The sequence below is a fragment of the Nonomuraea sp. NPDC051941 genome, assembly GCF_044593615.1.
Genome location: NZ_JBIUCF010000002.1, coordinates 136111 through 159689, shown reverse-complemented (window position 1 = coordinate 159689; position 23579 = coordinate 136111). Strand labels below are relative to the sequence as shown.

Annotated in this window: 12 protein-coding genes and 2 pseudogenes; 4 read left to right on the top strand and 10 right to left on the bottom strand. The window is 65.9% G+C overall.

The features are described 5' to 3' along the window. Positions 1–165 precede the first annotated feature (165 nt). On the bottom strand, positions 166–951 hold the full coding sequence (locus ACIHFD_RS04625; protein WP_397365597.1) for a transposase family protein: 786 nt from the start codon (positions 949–951) through the stop codon (positions 166–168). A gap of 60 nt (positions 952–1011) precedes the next feature. Next, positions 1012–1353 (bottom strand): hypothetical protein, encoded by a 342-nt coding sequence (locus ACIHFD_RS04620; protein WP_397365596.1) that lies wholly within the window; start codon positions 1351–1353, stop codon positions 1012–1014. Positions 1354–1748: 395 nt separating this feature from the next. Between ACIHFD_RS04620 and ACIHFD_RS04615 the strand changes: the two genes are divergently transcribed. Next, a complete protein-coding gene (locus tag ACIHFD_RS04615) occupies positions 1749–2054 on the top strand; it encodes a hypothetical protein (RefSeq protein ID WP_397365595.1) in 306 nt (101 codons plus the stop codon). A 204-nt stretch (positions 2055–2258) separates the two neighbouring features. Next, positions 2259–3125, top strand: coding sequence for a DUF732 domain-containing protein (locus ACIHFD_RS04610; protein ID WP_397365594.1), 867 nt, complete (start codon positions 2259–2261; stop codon positions 3123–3125). A gap of 1034 nt (positions 3126–4159) precedes the next feature. Here ACIHFD_RS04610 and ACIHFD_RS04605 read toward each other — a convergent pair. The 6 genes and pseudogenes from ACIHFD_RS04605 to ACIHFD_RS04580 form a co-directional block, all read right to left on the bottom strand. Then, positions 4160–5284, bottom strand: coding sequence for a hypothetical protein (locus tag ACIHFD_RS04605; protein ID WP_397365593.1), 1125 nt, complete (start codon positions 5282–5284; stop codon positions 4160–4162). A gap of 220 nt (positions 5285–5504) precedes the next feature. Next, positions 5505–6116: a transposase gene (locus tag ACIHFD_RS04600; RefSeq protein WP_397237150.1), complete on the bottom strand. Its 612-nt coding sequence runs from the start codon at positions 6114–6116 to the stop codon at positions 5505–5507. Next, entirely contained in the window at positions 6041–6583 is a 543-nt protein-coding gene (locus tag ACIHFD_RS04595) for a winged helix-turn-helix domain-containing protein (protein WP_397365592.1), read from the bottom strand. The genes ACIHFD_RS04600 and ACIHFD_RS04595 overlap by 76 nt, the downstream gene beginning before the upstream one ends. Before the next feature lie 176 nt (positions 6584–6759). Continuing rightward, positions 6760–8667, bottom strand: a complete 1908-nt coding sequence (locus ACIHFD_RS04590) for a tetratricopeptide repeat protein (protein ID WP_397365591.1) — start codon at positions 8665–8667, stop codon at positions 6760–6762. Positions 8668–9132: 465 nt separating this feature from the next. Next, on the bottom strand, positions 9133–10350 hold the full coding sequence (locus ACIHFD_RS04585; RefSeq protein ID WP_397365590.1) for a tyrosine-type recombinase/integrase: 1218 nt from the start codon (positions 10348–10350) through the stop codon (positions 9133–9135). A gap of 1289 nt (positions 10351–11639) precedes the next feature. Further along, positions 11640–12881, bottom strand: a pseudogene (locus ACIHFD_RS04580) (IS256 family transposase); the annotation flags it as partial. Between the two features lie 465 nt (positions 12882–13346). Here ACIHFD_RS04580 and ACIHFD_RS04575 point away from each other — a divergent pair. Then, positions 13347–14873 carry a hypothetical protein gene (locus ACIHFD_RS04575; protein ID WP_397365589.1) on the top strand — a complete coding sequence of 509 codons (1527 nt, stop codon included), beginning with the start codon at positions 13347–13349 and terminating at the stop codon, positions 14871–14873. Between the two features lie 351 nt (positions 14874–15224). Here ACIHFD_RS04575 and ACIHFD_RS04570 read toward each other — a convergent pair whose 3' ends face one another. Next, positions 15225–16286, bottom strand: coding sequence for an integrase core domain-containing protein (locus ACIHFD_RS04570; RefSeq protein WP_397365588.1), 1062 nt, complete (start codon positions 16284–16286; stop codon positions 15225–15227). A 72-nt stretch (positions 16287–16358) separates the two neighbouring features. On the opposite strand from ACIHFD_RS04570, the pseudogene ACIHFD_RS04565 reads away from it, so the two are divergent. Next, positions 16359–16583, top strand: a pseudogene (locus tag ACIHFD_RS04565) (integrase core domain-containing protein); the annotation flags it as partial. Between the two features lie 151 nt (positions 16584–16734). On the opposite strand, the gene ACIHFD_RS04560 reads toward ACIHFD_RS04565, so the two are convergent. Beyond that, positions 16735–21429 (bottom strand): neuraminidase-like domain-containing protein, encoded by a 4695-nt coding sequence (locus ACIHFD_RS04560; RefSeq protein ID WP_397365881.1) that lies wholly within the window; start codon positions 21427–21429, stop codon positions 16735–16737. Positions 21430–23579: the final 2150 nt, after the last annotated feature.

Sequence of the window (23579 nt, the reverse complement as noted above, 5' to 3'; positions counted from 1 at the left end):
GACACCAGCTGCTATGCGCCAAAAGGCCGCTCCTATCATGGGGTTCTATTATCACGTTGGTCAGCTTCGCGGCTTGCAGTCGGTTGTTTTGTCCCTTCATCGCTCCTTGTCCTGGTTGACAGCGGTGATCGGCAGCAGAGTCGCAGTTGCTGGAACGAGCCCTTTTCATCCTGAGTAGCGGCCTTCTTCCACCAGTTGCAGCACGAGGATCGCCTGCACCAGCGCGGTCGTGCGATGCAGGCAACAGCGCAGCTTGGTCAGCACCTTCCAGGACTTCAAGGTCGCGACGGACCGCTCGCCGATGGCTCGTATACGGGCGTGGGCGCGGTTGACGTCCCGCTGCCAGCGCGACAACCAGGGCCGATGGGGATGCCGCTTGAAGGGTGTGCGGATCGTGCCGCCCGCACCTTGATAGCCCTTGTTGTCCGCAAAGGTCTTTACGTTGGCGCTGGTCAAGGCGTTGATCAGGCCGACCGTCCGAGCGGCGGTCACGTCGTGGGTGGCGCCCGGCAGCGCATGTGAGGCCCACACCAGTCGGCCGACGGGGTCGGCCAGCAGTTGCACGTTCATTCCATGCTGCTTGTGTTTGCCGCTGTAGTACGGTCGCTCGTCGGCGAGGCGGTCGATCGGGATGAGGGTGCCGTCGAGGATGGTGTAGGCCAGCCGAGATGCGCGCTCCACGGCGGCGTGCACGTCGTCGGCCAGGGCGGCCAGGAGATCGACGGCTTCGCGGATGTAACGCCAGGCCGTGGTGGTGCCGATGGCGAAGCCGTCGGCCAAGCGGGCGTAGGTGTCGCCGTTGCGCAGGTGGGCCAGGACCAGCAGGGCTTGCTGGGCCGAGTCTAACTTCCGCCACCGGGAGCGGCGTTCGACCTGCCGGATGCGGATGAGCTCGGCCAGGCGGATCAGGGTGTGGTTGGACAGTGGAATCGAGGCACGGTAAGACAGCAACGAGGCTCCCGGTTGGGGCATCGGATCTTGGTCGACTGCTGTCTTATCGGGAGCTTCCTCTCAGCCGCCACCGCTCTTCGCAGACCCATCCTGACCAGTGCCGTCACGATGGAAAGAGCTCAGAACAGCATCGATGTCGGCGTTGCCCATCCAGGCTTCGTGCGGCACCGGCTGAGCCGGTGCGCGCAGCCTGACTAGGTCGGCCTTCGGTTGATCTCGATGGCCTGCTTGTAGGGTTGCTTGGGCCAGGGGGCCGATTTGCCGGGGCGTGGACCCGGCGGGGGTGGGGACGTCGGCGAGTTGGTCGAGCAGCCGGTCCAGGGCAGCGTGGCCGTTGTCGACGGCGGCCCGTTCGTCGCCGGTGAGCGGGACGGCGGCGAGCATGCGCTGCAGCGTCGTCATCGGTGTGATCGTCGCCGCGCTCTTGGTCGTGCCCGTCGTGGTGTTGCTCCGTCGGCGGTGAGCGTCGCGGCTGGGCGCCGCGTTGCTGGCCTTGTTCGCCGTCGCCGTCGCCGCTGATCGCCAGGGTCGGTGGGCTGAGCGAGGAGGAGCTCTAGCGTTATCTCGCGATCGAGAACGCCAGCGGCGGACCGGCCGACTTCGGTGCCTGGGCCTACCGCGGGGCTCTGCGATTCCTGCCCTGGGATTCCGACGACCTGCTGCTGCTCGCCGTCGCCTGCCTCGCCGCGGCGGCGCTGCTGCTGGCGCTCGGCCGGCCATCCACAAAGAGGGGCGGCGTGAGCTTCCGCTGCGCTGGCGGTGGCCGCTGGTCATGTGGGGACGTCGCCCTGGTGCTGGTGAGCATTCCCCAGGCGATGCTCCTGGTGAACCTCTCCGACGGGACGACCGAGTACTCGATCACGATCATGGATGGCAGCTGTGTCGGCGGCATGGAGGAGACCCTGTTCGGGCCTGTGACGGTCGTCCTGATCCTGATCCTGCAGCCGATCGTGGTAGCGATGGGCTTCGGGCTGTGGGCGCTGCCGGCCCGCAGCGGCCACCGGCTGCTGGCGATGTGTGACGGCTCACGCATCGCACCATCCCGACGCGGAAGGAGCATGCTTGTCGGCTCTTTGGGGCAATATTCACCCCGCCCAGGTTGATCTGATAGCCGCCAACTGATGCAGTGTTATTAAGGAAGCGTGTGGGTTGGCGCGGAGAGCCCGGCTGAAGGGTTTCCTTCGCCGCCGTGCTCGATCTTTACGGCTTGATCCATTCGGACACTGGACGCTCGTCGATATCGCGGATCATGTGGCGTGGCATCTAATCGTCTCTATGGCGAGGGGTGAAGGACAATGCTTCCTCGATTGATCAGATATACCTGGTTGATGATGAGTGTGGCAACGTTCTTTGTTGTCGGCCTGATCGGATTGCATGTAACAGCACAGGCGAATGGCGGCGCGTCGGCAATGTCTGTAGGGGGCGCGACCCTGCCTTCCGTGCATGATCCGGATGATGAGCAGTTCCTCAATGACATCCATAGTGCGGGCATCGTTGCGCCCGATGATCAGGCAATCAAGGTTGGGCATAAGGTGGTCGATCTCGCTTATGGTGTGGTGGGAGATTTTGGTGTTTATGACGATCACGTTCCAGCGTTCGTTCAGGCGGCAATGAGCGCATATCAGCCAGCCAGAGGTTCATCCGGGCCGGCTTCGAGTGATGAGCAGTTCCTCAATGACATCCATAGTGCGGGCATCGTTGCGCCCGATGATCAGGCAATCAAGGTTGGGCATAAGGTGGTCGATCTCGCTTATGGTGTGGTGGGAGATTTTGGTGTTTATGACGATCACGTTCCAGCGTTCGTTCAGGCGGCAATGAGCGCATATCGACCGAACGTGACTTCTTCAAGCGGTACTTTTCCGGCTCCGAGGACTGCAACAGGGTTGTCTGGAGACTGGAGAGGTACCTGCACGAAGGTCGGGACAGGAGCCATTTGGGATCTTGAGATCGTTATTGACGACGATGGTACGTATAAGTGGACGAGCGAATTTCCGGCGACGAGCGATAGCCCGGGTTGGACCGCCAGCGCTAACGGCAGGGTCGACCGTATGTCTGGTCAACTGATTGAAAGTGGACCAAATATGGGTAGGATTGCCGCCTACTACTCGGTAGGCGGCAGGCATATGCGCATTGATACAGGCAATGGAATGGCGCGGTGTTTGCTCACACGATAGTCAGCAGCCCTTCACGGTCACCGTTCGGCTGCATCTTGGGAGGCCGACGCCGCACCCGCTTGGGGGCCAGAGCGTGGGGCGTCCCGGAAACGCGGAGTCGCCCCAACGCTTGGTTTGGCGTGAACTCCTTCACCGACGCGAAATGGGATTATTGCTAGGGAATTCGCGCCTGCCCAGGATCCTCACTCGGGATTCTCGGACGGCGGGGCACAACAGCTCACTGCCACGTCTCGGGAGGCAACCAGGCAGAGCGGTGGTGTGAAGGTTGAGCTACAAGCCGACGATCCTCAGGCCATACCTCACGCGACTCCAACCGCACAACACCAGGGCCCCCTGGCGGCCAGGTTGGCCGCCGACGCCACTCTGTTTGGGGCGCTCGACCTCGATAGCCCCATCGAGAACTTCGATGGCGACTACGCGCGTCCCTGGCCAACTTCGGCCCTACTCTGGTGGCGCTGTGGTGTGCCCGAGTTTGACGGGATCATCGGATTGCCAGCCTGGCACGGTTCACTCGGACTACAGGTGCTAGGCGCCTGGAGAACGATGGAGATCGACTGGACGGACCGCAGCAGGACGATCTTGGAGTTGGCTGTGCAGCTTCGCGCTGAGTTACCGGGACCTCCCCAGGCCGTCAAGCTAGCCTTTCGCCGTCATGACGAGCCTTGGACGGGAGAGTCCGCACTGATCGCTCAGCTGGACCTTCCCCTCAACTTGGATCAGAACCGCCGTCACGATTTTCATCCGTACTTGAGTGGTCTCCGAGCCTCGGCTCGCGCCCATGCCCGTAACCTTCCGATCAGCTCTTGAAAGCTTGCGGCGCCGGTGTCATGCGCGTGCTCATCGTTGCCTACCGAGCCTTGAGAAGGCGTTGCGTGGGCCGATGTCCCCTTTGCCTTTGGTGGGGCAAGGCGGGCTGGTCGGGGCGTTATCTGCTCGGTTAGTGGCGTGGTTGAGCGAGCAATCCCGGCGCTGTTCGGAGACCGTCTTATCACCACGTCTTCCAACTGCTGCCCTGCCCGACACGTCGGCTGCCTCTACTGGCCGCTTGTGAGTGCTTTGTCGACGCGGTGCAGGTAGGAGAACTGGTTGTCACGCCATCCTTCGTGGGTGCGGTTGGTGGCAACGTTGACGCCGATACCGGCGAGCACACCGAGCAGCCACTCCCAGTCTTGGGATGCGTATGCAGCTGCGGCGCCCCCTACAGCGATCATGACGGAGACGGAGCGGCGCACCCACTCCATGCCGACTGCGCGGCCGGCTTTGTCCATGTCCCGCTGCGCCTGGTCGAGCTCGAGTCGCATGCCGAGTAACAGGTCGGCGAGTGCGTCGACATCGCTGCCGCCTTCTGATCGGGCAGGCTGCCGGTAAATTTCGCGGATGAGGCGGTGCAGAGCGACGATGAGACGGACGCGTTCGTCGTTGTAGCGGTTCCGGAAAGCGATCACGGCGTCGGTGGAGGCGTTCGAGCCGGGGGACGGCAGCAGACGTCCTACTTCGAGCAGGAGGGCGTCAGTACGGTTTGATCTGATTGGATACCGAGCTGACATCCTGTCTTCCCTGTCGGCGTCATGAACGAAGCGCCAGACCTCGGCACGGTCAGTGTGGGGGATGAGGTTTCTGACCCTGCCCTGGTCTCTAACGTCGTCCATGCCTGCGTTCGTTTGAGCTGCTATCAGCCCCGCCTGCATGCCAAGGAGACACGTCTGCAACGCCGGAGAAACCACCAGGCGCCGGTATTTGGGTGCATGCCAGCGGGCAAGTCCGTCATCTACGAGCGCATCGACCAGGGCAGTGCGGAATTTCATCGGCCACAGCAGCGAATTATCCCTGTCGGTCACCGTGCGAGGCGGCAGCAGGTCGTCGAGCGGCACGGACCGGCGCAACTCCCGCAAGACCTCAGCAGTGTGCGCTGGCTCGTCGTATGCGTTGTCGTCGCTTTCCAGGTCGCGGGGACGGTCGCTGAACAGGTCCCGGATCATCATCTGATGGGAGCTGAAGGTGACAGGCCGGTACAGGCCCGCGTCGTCGACTTGCCTCAGCGGGCGATGCAGGTAGCGCTCGTAATCCGTCTCAGGAACGATGGTCGCGATCTCGTCCCAGTACAGAATGGCGTGGTGGAGCACGGCCGGCGGCGGGTTGATGAGCGGGTAGTACAGCATTCCAGCCATTGTGGTCCCCCTCAAAACGACTCGATAGTGAGTTTGTTCCGCTTAGGCAGACACCTCGGCGTGGTGGTCACGCCGCTTGGGTGATCTCGTAGTCAGCAGGGCTACGGTAGTCCAGGCTTCAGTGCAAGCGGTACAGGTTGTACCAGCCCCTTATTGGGTGATGGCCAGCGTAATGTCCCGTCGGCTACACAGGTTGAATTCGTAGGGTCGGTCATGGGTTTGCCGGGGTATCGAGGGTGAGCCCGGTCTGGGCCAGGCAGCCGGTGAGCAGATGGGGCCGGTACTGGATCTTCTTCAGTTTGCGTTTGACGATCCTGACGAGTCCAGGCAGGTCGGCGACGGCGAAGTTGGCCAGGGCCCGGCGGAGCAGGGACCAGACACCCTCGACAGGATTCAGTTCGGGAGCGTAGGCGGGTAACTGCACGATGCGCAGCCAGTCGGCGTGCTCGGCGGCGAACTCGGCGAGCTGGCCGGCCAGATGCACGTTCAGGTTGTCCCAGCACCACACCAGTGGTGCGCCCAGGTGCTGGTGGGTGGCCACGATCAGGTCCCGGTAGTCGATCCAGGAGAACGACTTGGGCTCGCCCTTGCGGCCGCGGTAGATGTGCAGGCGGTAGAACAGGTGCGGGCGTTCGCCGTCCCGGTAGGCCACAACGCCGGCCATGTTGACCCGGCCGGAGCCCTTGCCGCGGACCGTCACCACCGGACGGGCGCCGACCGGCGCCCAGGTGCGTCCCTTCGGTGGCCTCAGTCCCTGCCCGGCTTCGTCTTCGAAGCAGAGGTAGGCGCCCAGGTCCGCCGCGGTGCTTTTACCACCGGCCACACCTGCTCCTTCCAGGCGGCGATGGCCTCCTCGTCCCGCTCCAGAGCCCGCCGCACCGGGACCTGGACCGACCAGCCGTGGCGACGCAGCAGTTTGCCCACGCCCTCGATGGTGTAGCCGATGTGGAACAGCCGACCGATCAGCGTCTTGACCCGGGCCAGCGTCCAGCACTGGTTCTCGTCGTATCCCCAGGCCAGCGGCCCGCGCCGTAACTCGGCCTCCAACCGTTGCCACTGCCGGGCCGACAGCTTCTCCTTCGAAACCGGCCCCTTGGAGCGCAGGGCCTGCGTCCCGCCCTCGCGCCAGGCCTTGCGCCAGCGGGTCACCGACCGCTCGTGCACCCGTAACCGTACGGCGACCGTCTTGGTCGATTCACCGGCCTCGAACCACTCGGCCGCTTGCAGCCGTACACGCTCCCGCCGTTCCTGCTCGGCAGGCGTGTACCCACCCCTTTGCCCGTACCGCATACCACGGTCGTATCGCACCGAGCGCTATCCGTCACGACCTTAAGACTCTACGCATTCAACCTGTGTACCTGGGCCCCGCTTGGTCTCGGCGCGCGGCGTAATCAAACCCGGCGAGCAGTGGTGATGGCGTTGCTCACCGACGGTTCTGTTCGGGACAGTCTGCGGGAGGAGATGGTCTACTCGGGCGAGACGTTCTTTTCCTGGGCCCTGAGCGCGGCGAGGCTCTCCCTGGTGGCCGCGGTGTACGGGTGGCCCTCGCCCAGTACGCGAATGCGGCTGCGCAGGACCGCCTCGTACTCGGCTTCAGCCTCGGTGAACCGCTTTTGATCACATAGCGTGGCGGCCAGGTTGTCCCGGCTGACCAGGGTGTTGGGGTGATCGTGACCGAGGAGGCGGGTACGAATCTGCACCACGCATCGGTGCTCCGCCTCGGCCTCCTGCAAGCGCCCGAGCAGGCGCAGGGTGACAGCCCTGTTGTCCCGGCTGAACAAAGTGAACGAATGCTCGGGGCCGAGAACGTCAGTCAGTTCCGCCAACGCGTGCCTGTGCTCAGCCTCGGCCTCGTCCAGACGGCCGAGATCACGTATGACGTTGGCGAGGTTGTCGCGGCTGATCAGTGCGTCCGCATGTCGTGGCCCGAGGATACGAGTGCGCTCAGCAATCACGGCGCGATGCTCGGCCTCCGCCTCGTGTAGCCGCCCTAGTTTACGTAGCGCGCGGGCCAGGTTGTTGCGCCTGTTGAGGGTATCCGCAGCGGTCTCCTGAGGAAGGACGCCGGCGGCTTGCCAACCGGCCACCGCGACTTCGAAACGGCCTTGGTTGTAGGCAGTGGTGGCGATGGCGTCCGCATCGGAAGGAGAGCAGTTGGGCAGCGCGGTGAGCAGGACCTTCGCGGCAACCTCGTGACCCGGACCGGCAGTGCGCTGAACGATGTCGACTAGGTAGTCGAACACCTCGACCCGCTCACGGTCTACAGGCTGCAGAAGCGCGGTGGTGGCACGCCGCGGCTTGGTTGCCCACTCCCAAGCGGCTGGCAGGGGCTCTGGTCGTAACTTCGATCCGCCGTGGGCTGAGAGATAGTGCTCGTGAAACTGCTCAAGCAGGGCGCGAGGAATGGCGGCGGAATGTCCTGCTCGCCGCAGTTCGACCGCCACGCTGATGAGCGCTGCCGCTCGTGGGTGGGTGGGCGCACCGTGTTCTGTGTTCGGGCTCCAGGCGTTCTGCCAGTCGCGGAGTAGCTCGGGTCCCGCTGCTATGTATTCCGCAATCCCGTAGTCATCAGCATGATCGAGTGCTTGAGCGATACGCGGATCCCAGTCCCTCGCGCGGGCGCGTTCCCGCTCCGAGGCACTGAACATCCTGGGCAGGTAGATGCGGTGAGCCTGCGAGAGAGTCTCCTCCACGTCCTTGGCGGCCTGCCGTCCTTCCTCCGCCGAATGCGCTGTCAGCCGTTCTTCCTCGGCCGCTCGCAGCGTGGCCACGATGACGCGGTGATGGTCTTTTCCGCTGACGAGGCGCTGCACGTCATTGCGGCGCAGTCCGCCCTTGCCCAGGTAGCCCTCTGCGTCGTCGAGCCACAGCACGCAGCGACGCCGCTCGGATGCGACGGAGACGGCGGCGCGAACCGCGTCTCGGTCCACAGGCGCGATGATCGTGTGCTCCGGGAGAGTCGCTCGCACTGCCTCCCAGGAAGCACGGGACTTTCCGGCGGTCGAGTCTCCGACGACCAGAACGAATCCCCCTCGTGCCAGCAGTTCCCGCAGGTCGTCGTCAATGTCTCGTGGAATGTAAACGGGTACTGTTCGTGGCTGCTCGTTAGCGTCGCCGGGGGTAACGTTCGATCTGGCACTGTGTTCACGATGCCCGGCTGGGTGAACTCCCAGGGGTACAGGGTCCTCCATGGCACTCACCCGGGGGAGCGATCCGTCCGCCAGAGCAAGGCAGCCGTCCTGAACTTTCAGAACCTGCTCATCGCTGTGCTGAGCGAGCCTCTTTGTCCGTTCCCACCATAGGGCCGAGCCAGAAACGATCATTGCTGAGCCGATCGCCGCGAGCGCGACCGCCCAGGGTTGGGTGAGCTTCAAGGCCAGCAGTACGGCTGGAGCTGCAGCCAGGCCGCTCAACGCCGTCAACGCGAGGGCCAGCCGCCGCCACCGGGAACCTCTACTGAAGCCCATCGAACCCGCTACCCGCCGTCGAAGTCGTCCTGCGCCGCCGCTTCAGTCTCAACCTTCCTCCACGTGAAACACCACAGCCACGCGCCCGTGAGATGGCCACCACACCGCTCAATCTCACCCCGTGAACCGATCACCGCGTCACGAGCTTGGCCGAAGGGCTCTTTATCGGCAGGGCAAGTCCAAGCGCCGCTGAGGCGACGATAGTACGGTGGGCCGGTAGGGCGCCGCCGTGCTCGGTGCGTGCTCGTACGCCCCGCTTCTAATCCGACGGTCGCAGGTTCGAATCCTGCAGGGCGCGCTACTCCACCTGCGCAAACCCATGCCGCGCCCGTGCGCTGGGGCGGCATGGGGCAAATGTGAGGCAAAGCTGAGTCAGCCGCTGAGCGGCCGCCCCAGCGCGGATGCGGCGTTCAGCACCAGCCGGGCCGTTTCCCGGGCCGCCTCGTGGGCCACCTCCGGCAGCACCGAGACATAGGTGTCGGCGGTCAGCACGATGCTGGCATGCCCCAGCATCGCCTGCACCACCTTCAGGTCGGTGCGCGCGGCCAGCGCCAGCGTGGCGGCGCCATGGCGTAGATCGTGCAGCCGGATGGGCGGCTGTCCGGAGGCGGTCACCAGCCGGCGGAACCGGCCGGTGAGGTAGTCCGGCCGCAGAGCCGCACCCGTTGCGGTGGTGAACACGTATCCCGACTCCCGCCAGCGTGTGCCCGCCCTCGCGCTCAGTTCCTCTTGCCGCTCGCGGTGCCGTCTCAGCACCCGCACGGTTTCCGCGTCCAGAGCCACCACCCGGCAGCTGGCGGCGCTCTTCGGCGGCCCGACCACGACCTGGCCGTCGGCGTGCACCCGCTGCTGCGCCACCGTCAGCTCCGCAGCCTGCACGTCGACGTCCGTCCAGCGCAGCCCGGCCAGCTCACCGCGACGCAGACCGCGCAGCGCGGCCAGCCACCAGGCGGCGTACAGGCGGTCCTGCGCGACGCCGGTCAGGAACGCCGCGAGCTGTTGGTCGGTCCAGACCGCCACCGCCGGACGTTCTCCCGCTTGCTGCCAGCGGGCCGTCCGCCCGGCGGTCCAGACGACCGGGTGCGGTCGGCGGGGACGGGGGAGTTCGGCGCCGTTGGCCGGGTTGACCGGGATCAGCCGGGCGCGCACCGCCGCGTTCAGCGCGGTCCGCAAGGTGGCGTGGATCCGCACCACGGTAGCGGGCGACAGCCGGCGACCGGTCGGCGAGGGACGGGACGCCAGCGCCGCGAGCAGTCCGTTGACGTCGCGGGAGCTGAGTCGGTGGAGCAGGATCCGTCCCAACTGTGGGATGAGGTAGAGGCAGATGTGCGTGGCGTAGCCCTGTCGGGTCGACGGACGCAGGGCGTCCTTGCTGGCCGGCCAGCGTGCCAGCCACTCTCCGAGCGTGCATCCGGCCCCCGCGCCGTCGTGGTCGGCGGTGGCCAAGGCGCGGCCTGCCGCTTGTGCTTCCTCGGGGTCGGCGTAACCACCTTGGCGGACGCGCTGCCGCTGCCCGTCCAGGCCGTGTACCTGTACCGCGAAATACCAGCTGCCATGATCGTCGTCCGCTGGCAGACGCGGACAGGTCACGCCTCGCTGACGTCCCGTTTCCGCATCCACACAGCCGCATCGCCCGCTGACCTGCACACGAGTCTTTGTCATCTGTCCCACCTCCGCTCTCAACGGTGCGTGACGACAGACGCGCCAGCTAGGGCTCGCACTCGATCAGGGGTGTCCCCAGGTCAAGTGTCCGGCGAACGGGGAAGCTCACGCGCTGGCCGGCAGGCACACCAGGGGGCAAGACCAACACCTTGCGACGGTCGCAAGCGCAGTCTCGATCGCGCATGGAAGCCCCAGCTCACAGTGCGAAACCGCGTTTTCGAGAGGGACAGGCTGGAGTTCGCGCCGCCACGCGAAACCCTCACATGGTCGTGACCGGGGCGGATGTGATTATCGGTAGGCATCTTTAATGATCATGAAAAGTGGGCGAACACAGTTGAGCCATATACGAGACACACCCGCATCGCTTGGGATGCAATATCGCCATCAACCTGCTCATCCCATGACCTTTCAAGGACTGCCCTCATGCCCTCCTGGCTAGGCCCCCTCGACGTCGCTGATAAGGTCGCGTCCGTCCTCAGCCTGCTGGTCGCAGTGATCGCACTCATCGTCAGCATCCACTTCGCGCGCAAGGCCACTGGAACGCGCGCCCTCAGTGTGCCCCGGCAGCGAAACCGGCAACGACCGCGAGTCGGCAACACGGGCAAGGGCAGCGCGAGATCTCTCTGGCATGGACTGCGCCAGGTACGACGCCCGGCGAGAGAACCCTCGCCCCTTGAAAATGACGAACGCGACTACAGTAAAATCCGCCCTATCCCGGCAGAACTACTCGTGAGATTCGGAATACAACCGAACCCATCACCGCCTCGACCGGCCGAAAGCATTATCGAGTAGCAAACCGCCGCCATTACGGACATTGGCGCCCTCCGCTTCATGAGCAGCAGTTCGTTCCTCGCCGCCGATCTCCGCGTCTCAGACGCCACTGCGCCTGCTGAAATTCCTTCCGTGCAGGTCATGTGGCATGTGGGTACTTGTGAAGGACGCCGCCGAGTCGGCCTCTTCGGCGTATGGTCAGGTTGGTGATTCGCTTGGATCGGTGTTTGGGCCCTGGGCGGGACGCAGCGGGGCGGTTGGGCTCGGTGCTGGTTGTAGAAGTGTTCGTACTCACGTACGGCGTGCCGAAGGGCCCTTATCAGGAACTTTTCCATGATCTCCAGCGAGGCCTTGGTCTTGGTCAGCTCGCGTTCGGCCTTCTCCGCGGCCGCGTCCAAGATCGTGGTGTATGAGATTAGGCCACTCTGCGATCGGAATCCTATTTTAGCAGCAATAGCACTATTGGTCACATTGGTATCAGTGGTGTCTTCTTTTGCCTTTCGCTCGGCGGCTTTGCGGCAGTCGGCGAGGATTTCCAGGCCGAGGTAGCGCCGCCCTTCGGTCCACTCGTCGTGCTGCTCGGCCAGCACCGCGCCGACCAGTCGGATGATGGCATCACGGTTGGGGAAGATCCCGACCACGTCGGTGCGGCGGCGGATCTCCTTGTTCAGCCGCTCCTGCGGGTTGTTGGACCAGATCTGCCGCCACACGGCCTTGGGATAGGCGGCGAAGGCCAGGATGTCCTCGCGTGCCTCGTCCAGATGCTCGGCGGCCTTGGGGTACTTGTCCTCCAGAGCCTGGACGACCTGGCGGTGCTGCGCGCGCACCGAGGCTGCGTCGGGCTGCTCGAAGACGGTGCGCAGCATGGTCGACATCCAGGGCTGGGCGGCCTTCGGGACGCAGGTCGCGAGATTTCGGGCGTAGTGCGCGCGACACCTCTGCCAGGAGGTGCCAGGCAGGGTGGAGCCGATCGCGTCGCGCAGCCCGGCATGACAGTCGGAGATCACCAGACTGACGCCGGACAGGCCACGGGCGACCAGCCCGCGCAGGAACGCCAGCCAGCCCGCCCCGTCCTCGCTGGAGACCACGTCGATACCGAGGATCTCCCGGTGGCCGTCGGCGTTGACGCCGGTCGCCACCAGGGCGTGCACGTTGACCGTCCGCCCGCCCTCACGCACCTTCTGCGTCAGCCCATCGATCCACACGAAGGTGTACGGCCCGGCATCCAACGGCCGGTTGCGGAACTCGCTCACCATCTGATCCAGCTCCCGGGCCATCACGCTGACCTGCGACTTCGACAGCTTGGTCACCCCGAGCTGCTCGGCCAGCCTCTCCACCCGCCGGGTCGAGACGCCCAGCAGATACGAGGTCGCCACTACCGAGGCCAGCGCCCGCTCGGCCCGCCGCTGCCGCTCCAGCAACCACTCGGGGTAGTACGAGCCGGTCCGCAGCCGGGGGATCGCCAGCTCGACGGTCCCTGCACGGGTGTCCCACTCGCGCCGCCGGTAGCCATTACGCGAGTTCGTCCGCGCCTCCGACACCTCGCCGTAGCCGGCGCCGCAGCGCTGTTCGACCTCGGCGTCCATCATCATCTGCGCCATCCGCACGACCATCTCGCGCAGCACGTCGGGCGAGGCCTGCGCCAGAGTCTCGTCGAACCACTCGCCCTCAGCAGGCAGAATGTCCATAGCGGCCACTTCTCGTTCTCCTTCTTATGCCTTCGACAGCTGTGAAGGATCGCGGAGTGGCCGCCCTCATGTCACATCGATCTTCCCTTACGGGCATCAAGGCGACGGACAGGTTCAAACCCGTACACCACTCCCGTGGACGCTAACTTCTCCGCGCCCGCGCCCGCAGTCGCTCGTTCTCCTCGGCTTCGCTCTTGGCCGTCTTCGGGCCGGACGGCTTGGCTGCCAGCGCGTTCAGTGCGCCTGCGTCGGCAGGCCTTGCGCCATTCGATGATGTGGGAGTGATACAGCCCCTCGCGTCGCAGCAGTGCGTCCTTGGCGCCCCGGCTCGGTCGCCGCGTCGTAGGCCTCGACCATCACCAGCTTGTACTCGGGCGCGGGCTAAGCGAATGGCTCTCACTGGGAACCGGACGGCAAGCTCATACCTGGTGCCGAAAGCGATCCGGTCGTGCCAAAGTGATCCACATGATCCCCGCACACATCCCTGACGAGCCGCCGCTCACCTACGCCGACAGCTTCGACATACCGGTCCTCTTCCGTAACGGACCTGCGAGGAAGCCCACGAGGCAGTGGCGGACGGCCAAGCACGAGATGTGGGCGGTGTCGGGCAGGTTCCCGGCGACCGACGGCTGGTACGTTTCGACGACCACCTGGCGGGAGATCATCAAGGCCGCCATTGAAGTCGGACGCGACGTCACGCCGCACTTGCGCAATCAGCCGCGGTATGCGCACGGGGAGCTCGTCGCCCGGGTTGCGCCGCTGTACGCATATCTCGGCATGCACCCCGTCATGCCTAAGTACCCCGTACGAGGCACCAAGGGCTGGCGTCTGACCCTGAACCCGGTGTACGCGTACGGCACCGAGCGCAGCGCGAAGAATGCAGCCGGCTACCGGCTGGGTATGACGATGGCCGAGTGGGCCTGCCGCTCGCTGCTGGGCCTCGGTCAGACCGAGCACCTCGAACTTGGTGGGCCGATCTCCGCCCTGCGCAACACGTTCAGTGATCCGAAGGAGCAGCTGCCTGACCTGTGGGGGCGGCACCAGGCAGAGGGCCTGTACTGGCTGATCGAGGCCAAGGGGGGCGACGTGGGCCTCGGCACGCTCCGCAAGGGGTGGGCGCAACTGACCGCCGGCAGCAAGATTCTCGGCTCGTACACCCACCGCACCGTCCTGGTCGGAGCGTGCGTGCGGCCTGGAGATGACCTCTTCCTTACTATCGACCACGACCTGCACCGAGGACGGGCGCCGCTCGCCTCAGTGGGATTCGACAGCGACGATGAGTCAGCGGTCGGCCCGGGCAACCTCGAAGAACATCTCGACGAGAGCGACGACGCGCTCATTGGCGCGGCCCGCGCACAGATGCTCACTTACCTGGCGTTGCGCTCCGCTCCCGCCTCGCAATTGCGCACGGTGCTCGTTTCCGCTGACCGCGCGTCCCGTCGTCGGCGTTCCGGGCTGATCACGCCCCTGGAAGACGACGACTTCACCCGTGCCATGCGGGCCGAAGCCCGCGGAGTAGCGCCTTACACCGAGCGGCACACGCTGCGCGCCAGGGTCCGTTCCTGGGGCCTTGACGACTTCCTCACCTGCCGCATCCCCGGAACCGAGGTGCACCTCGGTATGTCCCGGAAGCTGTTCGCCGCTTGTGAGCGCCTTCACGAGGAAGACCTTGCCATCGCCCAGCACACCCTGGAGCTGCGTGCCGAGGACCAATCGGCCGATGTCCAGGAACTCAGCGACGATGCTCAGGAAGAACAGCGACTCATCCAGTGGCGGATCTTCCGCGAGCAGCAGGAAGAAGCCCGCCCTCGGCTGCGCTTCCTGCTCCGCAACGCCTACGAGCAGGGAGTGACACGCGATTGGGGTGATCTGCTACGCCGTCCCCAGGGTCCGGAACTCGACCTGGACGACGACGGGGGACTCCTCGAAGCGGCGACGCCGGAGACGTACCTGGCCGTCAGCAGTTCCAGCTTGCCTCCAGCACGCGCCTAGCTATCAGGGCTCGTGTGAGCGATGTTGTTACGCCGCCGCGCTGCTTCAGCGCGGATTCTCCCGTGCCAACTGCTCGATCAACGCCACGATCGCCGGGCGGTTACGGGTTGTCCCACCTTGCGGTTCGGGTGAGTCCAATGACGCGCGGCCAGGCGCCGGTGCCAGCGCAGCAGCGTCCCTGGCGTCACCAGTCGGTGGGCCCGCAGTATCGCGCAGTCTGCGGGCCAGCGCGGACAGCACTCGCTCGCTCCGGCCACAACAGCCTCGCAGTTTTGAACACGCTGTCACGATGATGGTGTACCGCTTCAAAACTCATCACGTAGGGCCTGAGCTGGTTGTTCTCCGGGGCAGCTACGCGGCTCGGTGGTACTCGTTGATCAGTCCGCCGAGCACTCTCCGGCGTTCGATTCGGCCTTCCAGCGGGACGGCGGTCCGCTCGTCGTGATCGGGTGGTCGCTGCGCGCGGAACTGGTGCGGCCGATGCCCGTTGTAGTGATCGACGTACTTACCGAGCACCGAGTGCAGATGCCGTTCGCCGTAGATCAGCATGCGGTCGGTGCACTCGGCCCGTACGGTGCGTACCCACCGCTCGGCGTAGCAGTTCGCCCGCGGTGTGCGCGGCGGGATCTTCAGCACCGTCACGCCCGCGCCGGCGAAGACCGCGTCGAAGGCACCGATGAACTTGGCGTCTCGGTCACGGATGAGGAAGCGAAAGGATCTGACCCGGTCCCCGAGGTCCATGAGCAGGTTGCGGGCCTGCTGAACCGTCCAGGCTCCGGTCGGGTGGGCGGTCACACCCAGGATGTGCACGCGCCGGGTGGCGACTTCCATCACGAACAGCACGTACAGGCGCTTCAAGGGGACCGTGTCGACATGGAAGAAGTCGACGGCCAGCAAACCGTGCGCCTGAGCCCGCAGGAAGGTCCTCCACGAGGTGTCGGTGCTTCGCGGAGCCGGGCCGACCCGCCGGCTGCGAAGGATCCGGCGTACGGTCGCTTCGCTGACCTGGTAGCCGAGCCGGATGAGTTCACCGTGCACCCGGCGATACCCCCAGGCCGGATTCTCCCGCGTCAGGCGCACCACCAACTCTCGGATCTCCTCGCTCGTCCTTGGGCGGCCGGAGCGGCGCGGATACGTCCATCGGCGTCGGATCAGACGCCGATGCCAGGCCAGCAGCGTGCCCGGCGTCACCAGCCGATGAGCCCGCAGCCCGGGCGGCAGGAGTCGTGTCAGCGCGGATAAGAGCGCTCGATCGGCCCAGTCCGGCTTCGGCCGGGTGACTTGTCTTCGCAGTATCGCCACCTCATGCCGTAGCACCATGATCTCGACGTCCTTGGCCGCCTCGCTCCGGCCCCGCAGCGCCAGCCAGCCGAACACCCGGATCATGATCAGATACAGGAGACGGACAGACATAAGAACCAATCTTGCCCACACCGCTGCATCAGCCCGACCTGCAGGTGAAGCACCCTGCGACGACTTTTGAAGCGGTACAGGGTCTGCTGGGACAACGCCATGGCCGAATCGTTCTTCAGCGCGCTCAAGAACGAATGGCTGTACCGCTTCGTCTTCACCACCCGCGCCAAGGCGCGACGGCAGGTCATCCGCTACATCGAAGGGTTCTACAACCACCGGCGCCTGCACTCGGCGCTCGGCTACCGGCCACCCCTGGAAGTACTCAACGAGTCCCTTACAGCCCAAACAGCCGCATAGGCTCTACGACCATAAGACGGCTGTCCGGAATCTTCGAGGCCCCCCAATCCAGCCAAGCTCCCTTCATGTACGCAGCATAAATCGCGTTGCACGCAAGGAAACCCCATCGCAGCTCGCCGTTGAAGCGGAGTTCAAGCCACGTAGCAGCTTCTTACGACGCCGGCCGCTTCATCTTGATCGCCATCATGACTTTGGCGAGCTTGGACCAGTCGAGTGTCTGGTCTGCCGCGAGCTTGATCGTGACCGTTCCGAGTTCCGCTCCCGCTCCGACTGTGAACGCCAGCTTGGGTGTGACGACCGCGCCGCTGGTGAGTACGGCGATCGTAGACGGCAGGATCGAGTCGACCTCGTAGTCCTTCAGGAATCGCGGCACGAGCGCCGAGACCACCAGCGAGGTCGAGTGCGATGTCGTGGCCGACAGTTCGGCCCACGCGTCAGGGGCCATCGATCGCAGATCGATGAAGGTGATCAGCTCTGGAGGGCCACCGAGGACCGGCTGTGCCGCGACGTCAGCGACATACTGGATGTGGAGGATCACGTCGGTGATCGTCGAGTAGTCCACATCGGTCAGGCGACGTGTTGATCCGGCCGATTCCTGCGGGAACCCGAAGGTCCACGACGATTGCACGTCGAGGCTGATGCCCTCGAACGGTGCGTACTGGTCGGGGGCCACCGCCCCGCCGGTGTCGTTCACGCCTGTGCTCAGCGAGATCGCTGTACGAGTGCGGTGAACCCCCTGGTAGCGCAGCGTCGCGTTCATCCCCACGTACGGTCCGGTGACACTGGGCACCGTGACCGCGACGCTCCGGATTCTGCGGTGGGTCAGGTTGGGGTCGAAGCGCTGGAACCACCATGCCGGGATCGAGAAGGCGCACGCGCCGGTCTGGCGTAGATCGATCAGTTGCTGGGGCGCGACGTGACTCAGCGGGACGTGCTGGACGACGACCCGCTCGTAACCCCGCTCGGTGGCATGCACGCGATCTAGGTCGCGGAGGTCACCGGCGAGGCGCTCGCCCGCGAGGAGGCCGTGCTGCAGGCTGTCCCAGTGGGTGGTCCGGATGGGACTCACCGTCGCGTGCGGCAGCTCGAAGGCCAGGCACTCGCGTGCGAGCTTGGCCATGTCCACCGCGTGCTCGTATGCCGTCCGGTAGAGCTCACCGAGGACGTCGATGAGGTACCCGTAACGCTCCTGGTTGCTGAACTTCGCGCTCAGCAGCTCATCCGTCGCCTTCCACGTCTGCTCTTGCACCTCGTGGCCACGTAACTCGGCGCTCGCGATCGCGATCCGCAGGTTCGCGGCGGCGATCTGCTTGTCCATGTGCGCGAGCTCGAGGCTCGCCTGCGCGGCCTGCTGGTCCCACTCCTCCTGACGGCGTGCGAACGAGCCCTGCGCCGAGACCATGGCCGAGGCGCGATCGAGCAGGCCCGCCGCGCGCGACAGGCCCTGCGACGTGCGGCTGACGCTACCGCCGATGTTCTCACCGCTCATCGCGGCCTTGGCCGTGGGCGTGCCACCGAAGCCGCTGATACCGAGATCGATGTTCGGGATCAGGTAGAGCACGCCGCCGAGCACGTCGAACACCAGGCCGGTGGTGTCGAGCACGCCCGCCGCGACGCCGAGGCCGAGCACGGCTTTCTCGAGGTCGTTCATGTAGTCGCGGGACGAGTAGTACGCGCGGCGCTGGTCGATGGTCTTGCGCGCCTCGGTGAGCGACTCGACGTCCGCCGCCGCCAGGTCGCGAGTCAGCTCGCGCGTTCTCCGGGTCTTGTCGAGGAGCTTGCCTTCCCATGTCGAGCGGATCGCGGAGAGCTGTTCACCGTCGCGCTTCTCGAGCGCGGACAGCAAGGCACCACCGAGGCCCTTGACCTCGTTGCAGGCGTCCCATGCCTTCGCCCACATGACGTTGAAGCGATGCGGAGGGATCGGGCTGCCGGCCATGGTCAGCGCCTCCGCGACCGAGACCCCCGCCGCGGCGGCATCGACCAGTGCCTGCGGATCGATCGGTGCGGCGAGCAGGTCGTAGCGCACGGGTGCGCCGTCGATCGTCAGGCAGTGCCGGATGTTGTACAGCCGGCGACCGACATCCTCCCAGTACTTCAGTAGCGTCTTGTTCGGCGGTACGCAGAAGTACAGACCACGAATCAACGGGAGATCGACCAGCGGTACGTCGCCTTCAGCGGGCGGCTCCTCGCCCGCATCCGCGATGAGGTTCTCGAGGTCGACGAGCGCGTTGGCGCCGCCGGACCAGTCGGTGCCCTCGAACGGCCGATCGACACGCCTACCCAGCGGGCGGAGCTGGTCAGGACGCTCGCCCAGGATCTGCTGCGCGAGGAGATAGTGCTGGATCGCCTCGTACACGTCCTCGCGCTGGCCTTTGCGGTACAGCGAGTCGCCCCACGCCATGAGGTTGTCGAGATACCGCATGACGACGAACTTCTGGTACGCCGAGGGCTGGCTCTGCGCGACCAGTTGGGCGTCGAACGGATGGCTCTCGATCGCTGTGTAGGGATTGATGTGGTTGATCGCTCCGTCGAGGATGATGTCGCGAATGTCCTTGCTGGTCCCTGGATCGTGGCGGAAAGGCTTCAACACCCAGAAGCGTGCCCGCGGATGTGCCGGGTCGGCGGGCTCAGAGGTGAACGGCGTGAAAAGGAAGTGGTAGTAGCGGCGCGCCTGCTCGTGACGGCCGGCCGTGCGAAGCTGCTCGGCGACGAACAGCGGCGCGTGGAAGAACACCTCCCAGTTGTAGAGCGCGTACGCGCAGATCGGATCGAAGTCCATTCCCTCGGCAGGGGTGTCGAAGACAGCGAACGGCGAATGATCGCCGTAGGCCGACACGTACGACAGGGGCGCCCGGCCCAGCGTGCCTGGGCTTTCCTGCGTCTGCTTCGTGTATAGCCGGTCGATGCCGTCGTCATACGAGTGCACCACCTCGCGCAATTCGGCGGCGAACGGGTGATACGCGGGAGTGAGCACCATGTCGGAACCGGGATGCGGCACCTGGCCCGCGAGACTCCCGAGCGCCGCCCGGGAAAGGCCGATGAACGAGCGGTACTGGTCGTTCACCGCGAACGCGTCGGACGCCGGAGTGTAGGAGGTCTGCATGACGAAGTAGCTGGTGTAGTCCTTGAACCCGGACTGCGACGTGCTGACGTCCAGCGCGCGCCGCGTCGAGTCGGCGGCGACGACGAAGAAGCCGCTGTCGAGCACCGGACGGTCGACCGAAGAGTTGCCCGTGAGCGGGACACGGATCTTGAGCTGCTTCGCCGTGAGCGCGGAGCGCATCCGGTTGTCGTTGAACACCAGGCCAGGCCACGGCGTATATGTGGAATCCGCCCAGAACACGCAGGTGCAGTCGGCTCCCACGTTGAATCTCACGGGCGCGAGCGTCGCCGTCGTGTCCATCTGGTACTGGTGATCAGCGCCGAGCCACGGGTCGAGGCCGCGGTTCGACTGGTTGACGACGATCGACACCACGTCGCGCTGGAGCTCCATCGTGCCGAGGTACGGGGCGTCGGGTGAGGCGTCCTGGTCAGCTGCCAGCACGGGCGCCGCCGGGCTGTAGACGTCCAGGTTGACCACGTTCGCCGAGACGACCGGCGCGGTGACGAAGCGACCGCGGCCTCGTTTCTGGTGCAGGAGCGCGCGGGTCGAGGTCTGGACCGACGACCACTTGCGGCGATCGCGCACGACCCACCCGTACGTCAGGTACGAGACACCGCGCGGAAGCGGCGCCTCCGGCGAGCTCGTGTTCTCGGTCGCCGGAGGCAGCTTCTGCCGCGGGTCGGGATAGTCGGCGAACATCGGCCACACCAGCGTGGTCCTGCCGCGGCGGTGGAGGAGCGCGAAGTGGTTCCCGGGGGTGCCGATGTCGATCGGCTCCCACGGCGTCCACACCCCGCCGGCCAGCGTCCGATGGAAATGCGCCGGCGGGGTCGCGCGGCTGCGCGCCACGACGTGGAGCTGCGGCTCATAGCCGGCGCCTTCCTCCAGGTTGCTCGACACGGCCAGGTAGTCGAGATTGGAGATGTCTTCCAGGCCCTTCAGGTAGGTGTCGAGCGCCTCCCGGACACTGTCGTCATCCTTGTCGCTCTGACGCACCTCCTTGGCGTACCCGTCGAAAAGCGCGGACGCGTTGGAGCGTCGCGCGACGCTGAGGAAGTTCTCCGGGTACAGGAATACCAGGCGGTTCGCCTCCCACAGACGATAACGCTGCCGCCAGTCCCACTGCCTCCAGTGGTCGGAGTGGAGCAGGTCGCGCGCGATGTCCTCAAGGCCCAGGAAACAGCGTTGGACGAACAGCTGGATCGCCGCGTTGGCCTGGACGATCCGTGAGGTGTCCATGCAGTCGTCCATCTCGACGTCGAGAAGGTATGCCCCGTACAGCTCCGCCGAGCTCTTGGGATCGTCGGGCCCGGCCGTGGCGAGCAGGTAGCGGACCAGCGCGTCTCGCCGGTGCTCGCGTAGCTCGTCCTGCACTTGTGTCGACGTGATCAGCCACTGCTCGCTCGACAGCCGGGAGCGGATCGCGTTGCGGACGCCGACCGCGTCGGCCGCGGTCGGCCACGCGCGCGCCCACCCGTTGAGCGTGGCCGGAGTCGCGCCGAGTAGCGTCGACAGTTCAGCGCAGCGGCGCAGCGCGAGCAGATGGTCACTGGTGATGATCGTCGCACGATCGATTCCACCGGCCCCGAACTGCGTGTCCCAGAATCCCGTGATGACGGAGACGTCGATCGCGAGCGCCTCCGACAGCCGGGCGGCGAGTTGCTCCCGCGTGCTCCCGGTGTCCGGGGCGGCCGACACGAACTGGATCAGGTCGGAGCCGGTCGCCGCCTGGGCGTACATCGACCGTAACTGGCGCGCGTTACGATACGCGGCCCAGCCTGGCGTCCGGATCGCCTTGACGACATCGGGCAACCGCGCGATGTCGGCCGCGTGCTCCGCGTCCGTCTCGAGGGCGCGCGCGAACGCCGGTATCCGCGCGAGCAAGGAGAGCGTGTCTGCGGGGATCGGCGCGGTGTACAGCCTGGTCACGAGCGCGCCTGAGCCCATCGCGTCGTCGATGGCGAGCAGGAGCCGGCCGAGCCGGCTGTCGACGCCGAGCCACGCCATCACCGGTGTGGTCCAGCTCCGGCTGTCGAGGATGTTCTGACGCACCTCCGCATCGGTCGGTGCGGTGACGCCCGACTCGATCAGCTGATCCCGCGTGTTCGCACGCAGCCCGTCGAGCGCGTCGACGAGTTGCTGGGCGGGCGGCACGGTCGCCGCAGCATCGCCGAGGAGGATCGCCAGCTGCCCGTCGTCCTTGACTGCTGTCGTGAGCTGGACCGCCGCGATCAACGTGAGGAGGTCCGAGGGCGTGCCGAACGGGTCGACCGCGCGGCGTAGCAGCAGTTCGAATCGCTCGACTGAGACGCCGAGAGCCGACGCGAGACGGGCGTGCCGGTAGAGGACGCTCAGGTTCGCGAAGGACACGTCGGCGCCGGTGAGCCCGGTCGCGGTGACGATGAGCTGGAGATCGGGCTCGGACACGCCGAGACAGCCCGCGAGCCGCTCATCCACTGCGGCGAGGGTACTGGTGTTCGCTACCGGGTCGCGGAACACCCCGGGCGGCTCGCCCCCATCGGTACGCGAAAGGAAAGTCCGAGCGTAGAGCGTCTCGCGGCCGTCGAACTCCGCCGTCGTGGCCGCGTCGCCAGCGGCGAACGGCAGGTAGAGGAAGGCGAGTTCTTCGGCGGACAGTGGTGTTGTCCGCTGGGCCTCCAGCAGCGCGGCGAGGCTTGTCAGTGTCGCCTCACCGAGCGTCCCGCCGGTGGCGCGGATCACCAGGTCGAGTTCCGCGATCGACAGCGGGACATGGCGTGCCAGCCGGAGAAAGCGATGCTGTCGATCCTGCGCGGTGAGCTCGAGCCGGACGACGTCGCGGTCGGTCGCGCGGCACAGATCGGCCTCGATGCCGGCCCTGAGCTCGATTCCCGCACGCACTCCCGCACCGTCCGGCGGGTTGGCCCAGGGAGCGGCCAGCAGGGCGAGGAGTTGGTCGTAGGACAAGTGGTCACGGTCGGTCGGGCTGGGGGCCGAGTGCAGGAAGTCTTCAAGCGTCACGGTGGGGCCCACAAATCCCCACTGGGCCTGCTGCGGCGCCCCGGACGCGGCCGCGACCGTGATCAGGGTCCGCTCCGTCGGTACGATCGCGAGCTGCTCGGAGGCGCGCTCGATCGCCGTGCCCTTGGCGAAGACGCGCATGAGGTCGAGGCGCGTGATGTTCTGCGTGCCCAGGTACAGCCGCACCTCCTCGGCCGCGAGATCGAACGGCATCACCATGCGGTCGGAGAACGCGGCGAGCGGCCCGGAATACACCTCGAGGTCGATGTGCTCTGGGTAGGCACGGATCTCCTCCGCGGTCAGCGTCGTCTGGCGTTCCCTGCGCCGCTGATCGAGCATCGCCCGCGTGATCGTCGGTACCGGGTTCGCGCGATCGTCCGCCCGGATCGCGACCGCCTCTTCGAGCAGCTCGCAGACCAGGTCGATGTACGGAACCAAGGTCTCGGTGTTCGCACAGTTGAGATTGATTTTGATCAGATCGGGCCGGCGGCCGATCAGGACGTCGTAGGGTTTCGGGACCGGCCCCGGCGCGCGCTGCAGCCACACCAGCAGGTCGACGAGGTACGCCGCGGGACTCGTCACCGACGAGCACTCGTCGCACTCGCAGTAGTCGGGCGAACCGAACAGGAACTCCCAGCTCGGAGCTCCCTGGATCTCGGACCGGCTCGCGACCGTCGCACCGCTGCCCGGGCCAGGATCGAGAACCGTGACCGATGGTCCGGACGCGTTCTGGTTCATACGCAGGAACAGGCTGACGGTCGCGCGGTAGTGAGTGCGCGCGCGCCGGTGGACCCTGGCGAGCTCGTCGGCGCTCAGCTCTTCGTCGGCACGCGCGACGAACGACGCGCGATCGGTCAGGGCGATCTCCGCCGACGATGTGAAGCCCTTCT

Excerpts from the sequence above, each read along its gene's own strand:
- ACIHFD_RS04560 (WP_397365881.1), bottom strand. The coding sequence starts at position 21,429 with ATGTACGCCCAGGCGGCGACCGGCTCCGACCTGATCCAGTTCGTGTCG.
- ACIHFD_RS04570 (WP_397365588.1), bottom strand. The coding sequence starts at position 16,286 with ATGTCTGTCCGTCTCCTGTATCTGATCATGATCCGGGTGTTCGGCTGG.
- ACIHFD_RS04605 (WP_397365593.1), bottom strand. The coding sequence starts at position 5,284 with ATGCTGTACTACCCGCTCATCAACCCGCCGCCGGCCGTGCTCCACCAC.
- ACIHFD_RS04620 (WP_397365596.1), bottom strand. The coding sequence starts at position 1,353 with ATGACGACGCTGCAGCGCATGCTCGCCGCCGTCCCGCTCACCGGCGAC.
- ACIHFD_RS04595 (WP_397365592.1), bottom strand. The coding sequence starts at position 6,583 with ATGCGGTACGGGCAAAGGGGTGGGTACACGCCTGCCGAGCAGGAACGG.
- ACIHFD_RS04575 (WP_397365589.1), top strand. The coding sequence starts at position 13,347 with ATGATCCCCGCACACATCCCTGACGAGCCGCCGCTCACCTACGCCGAC.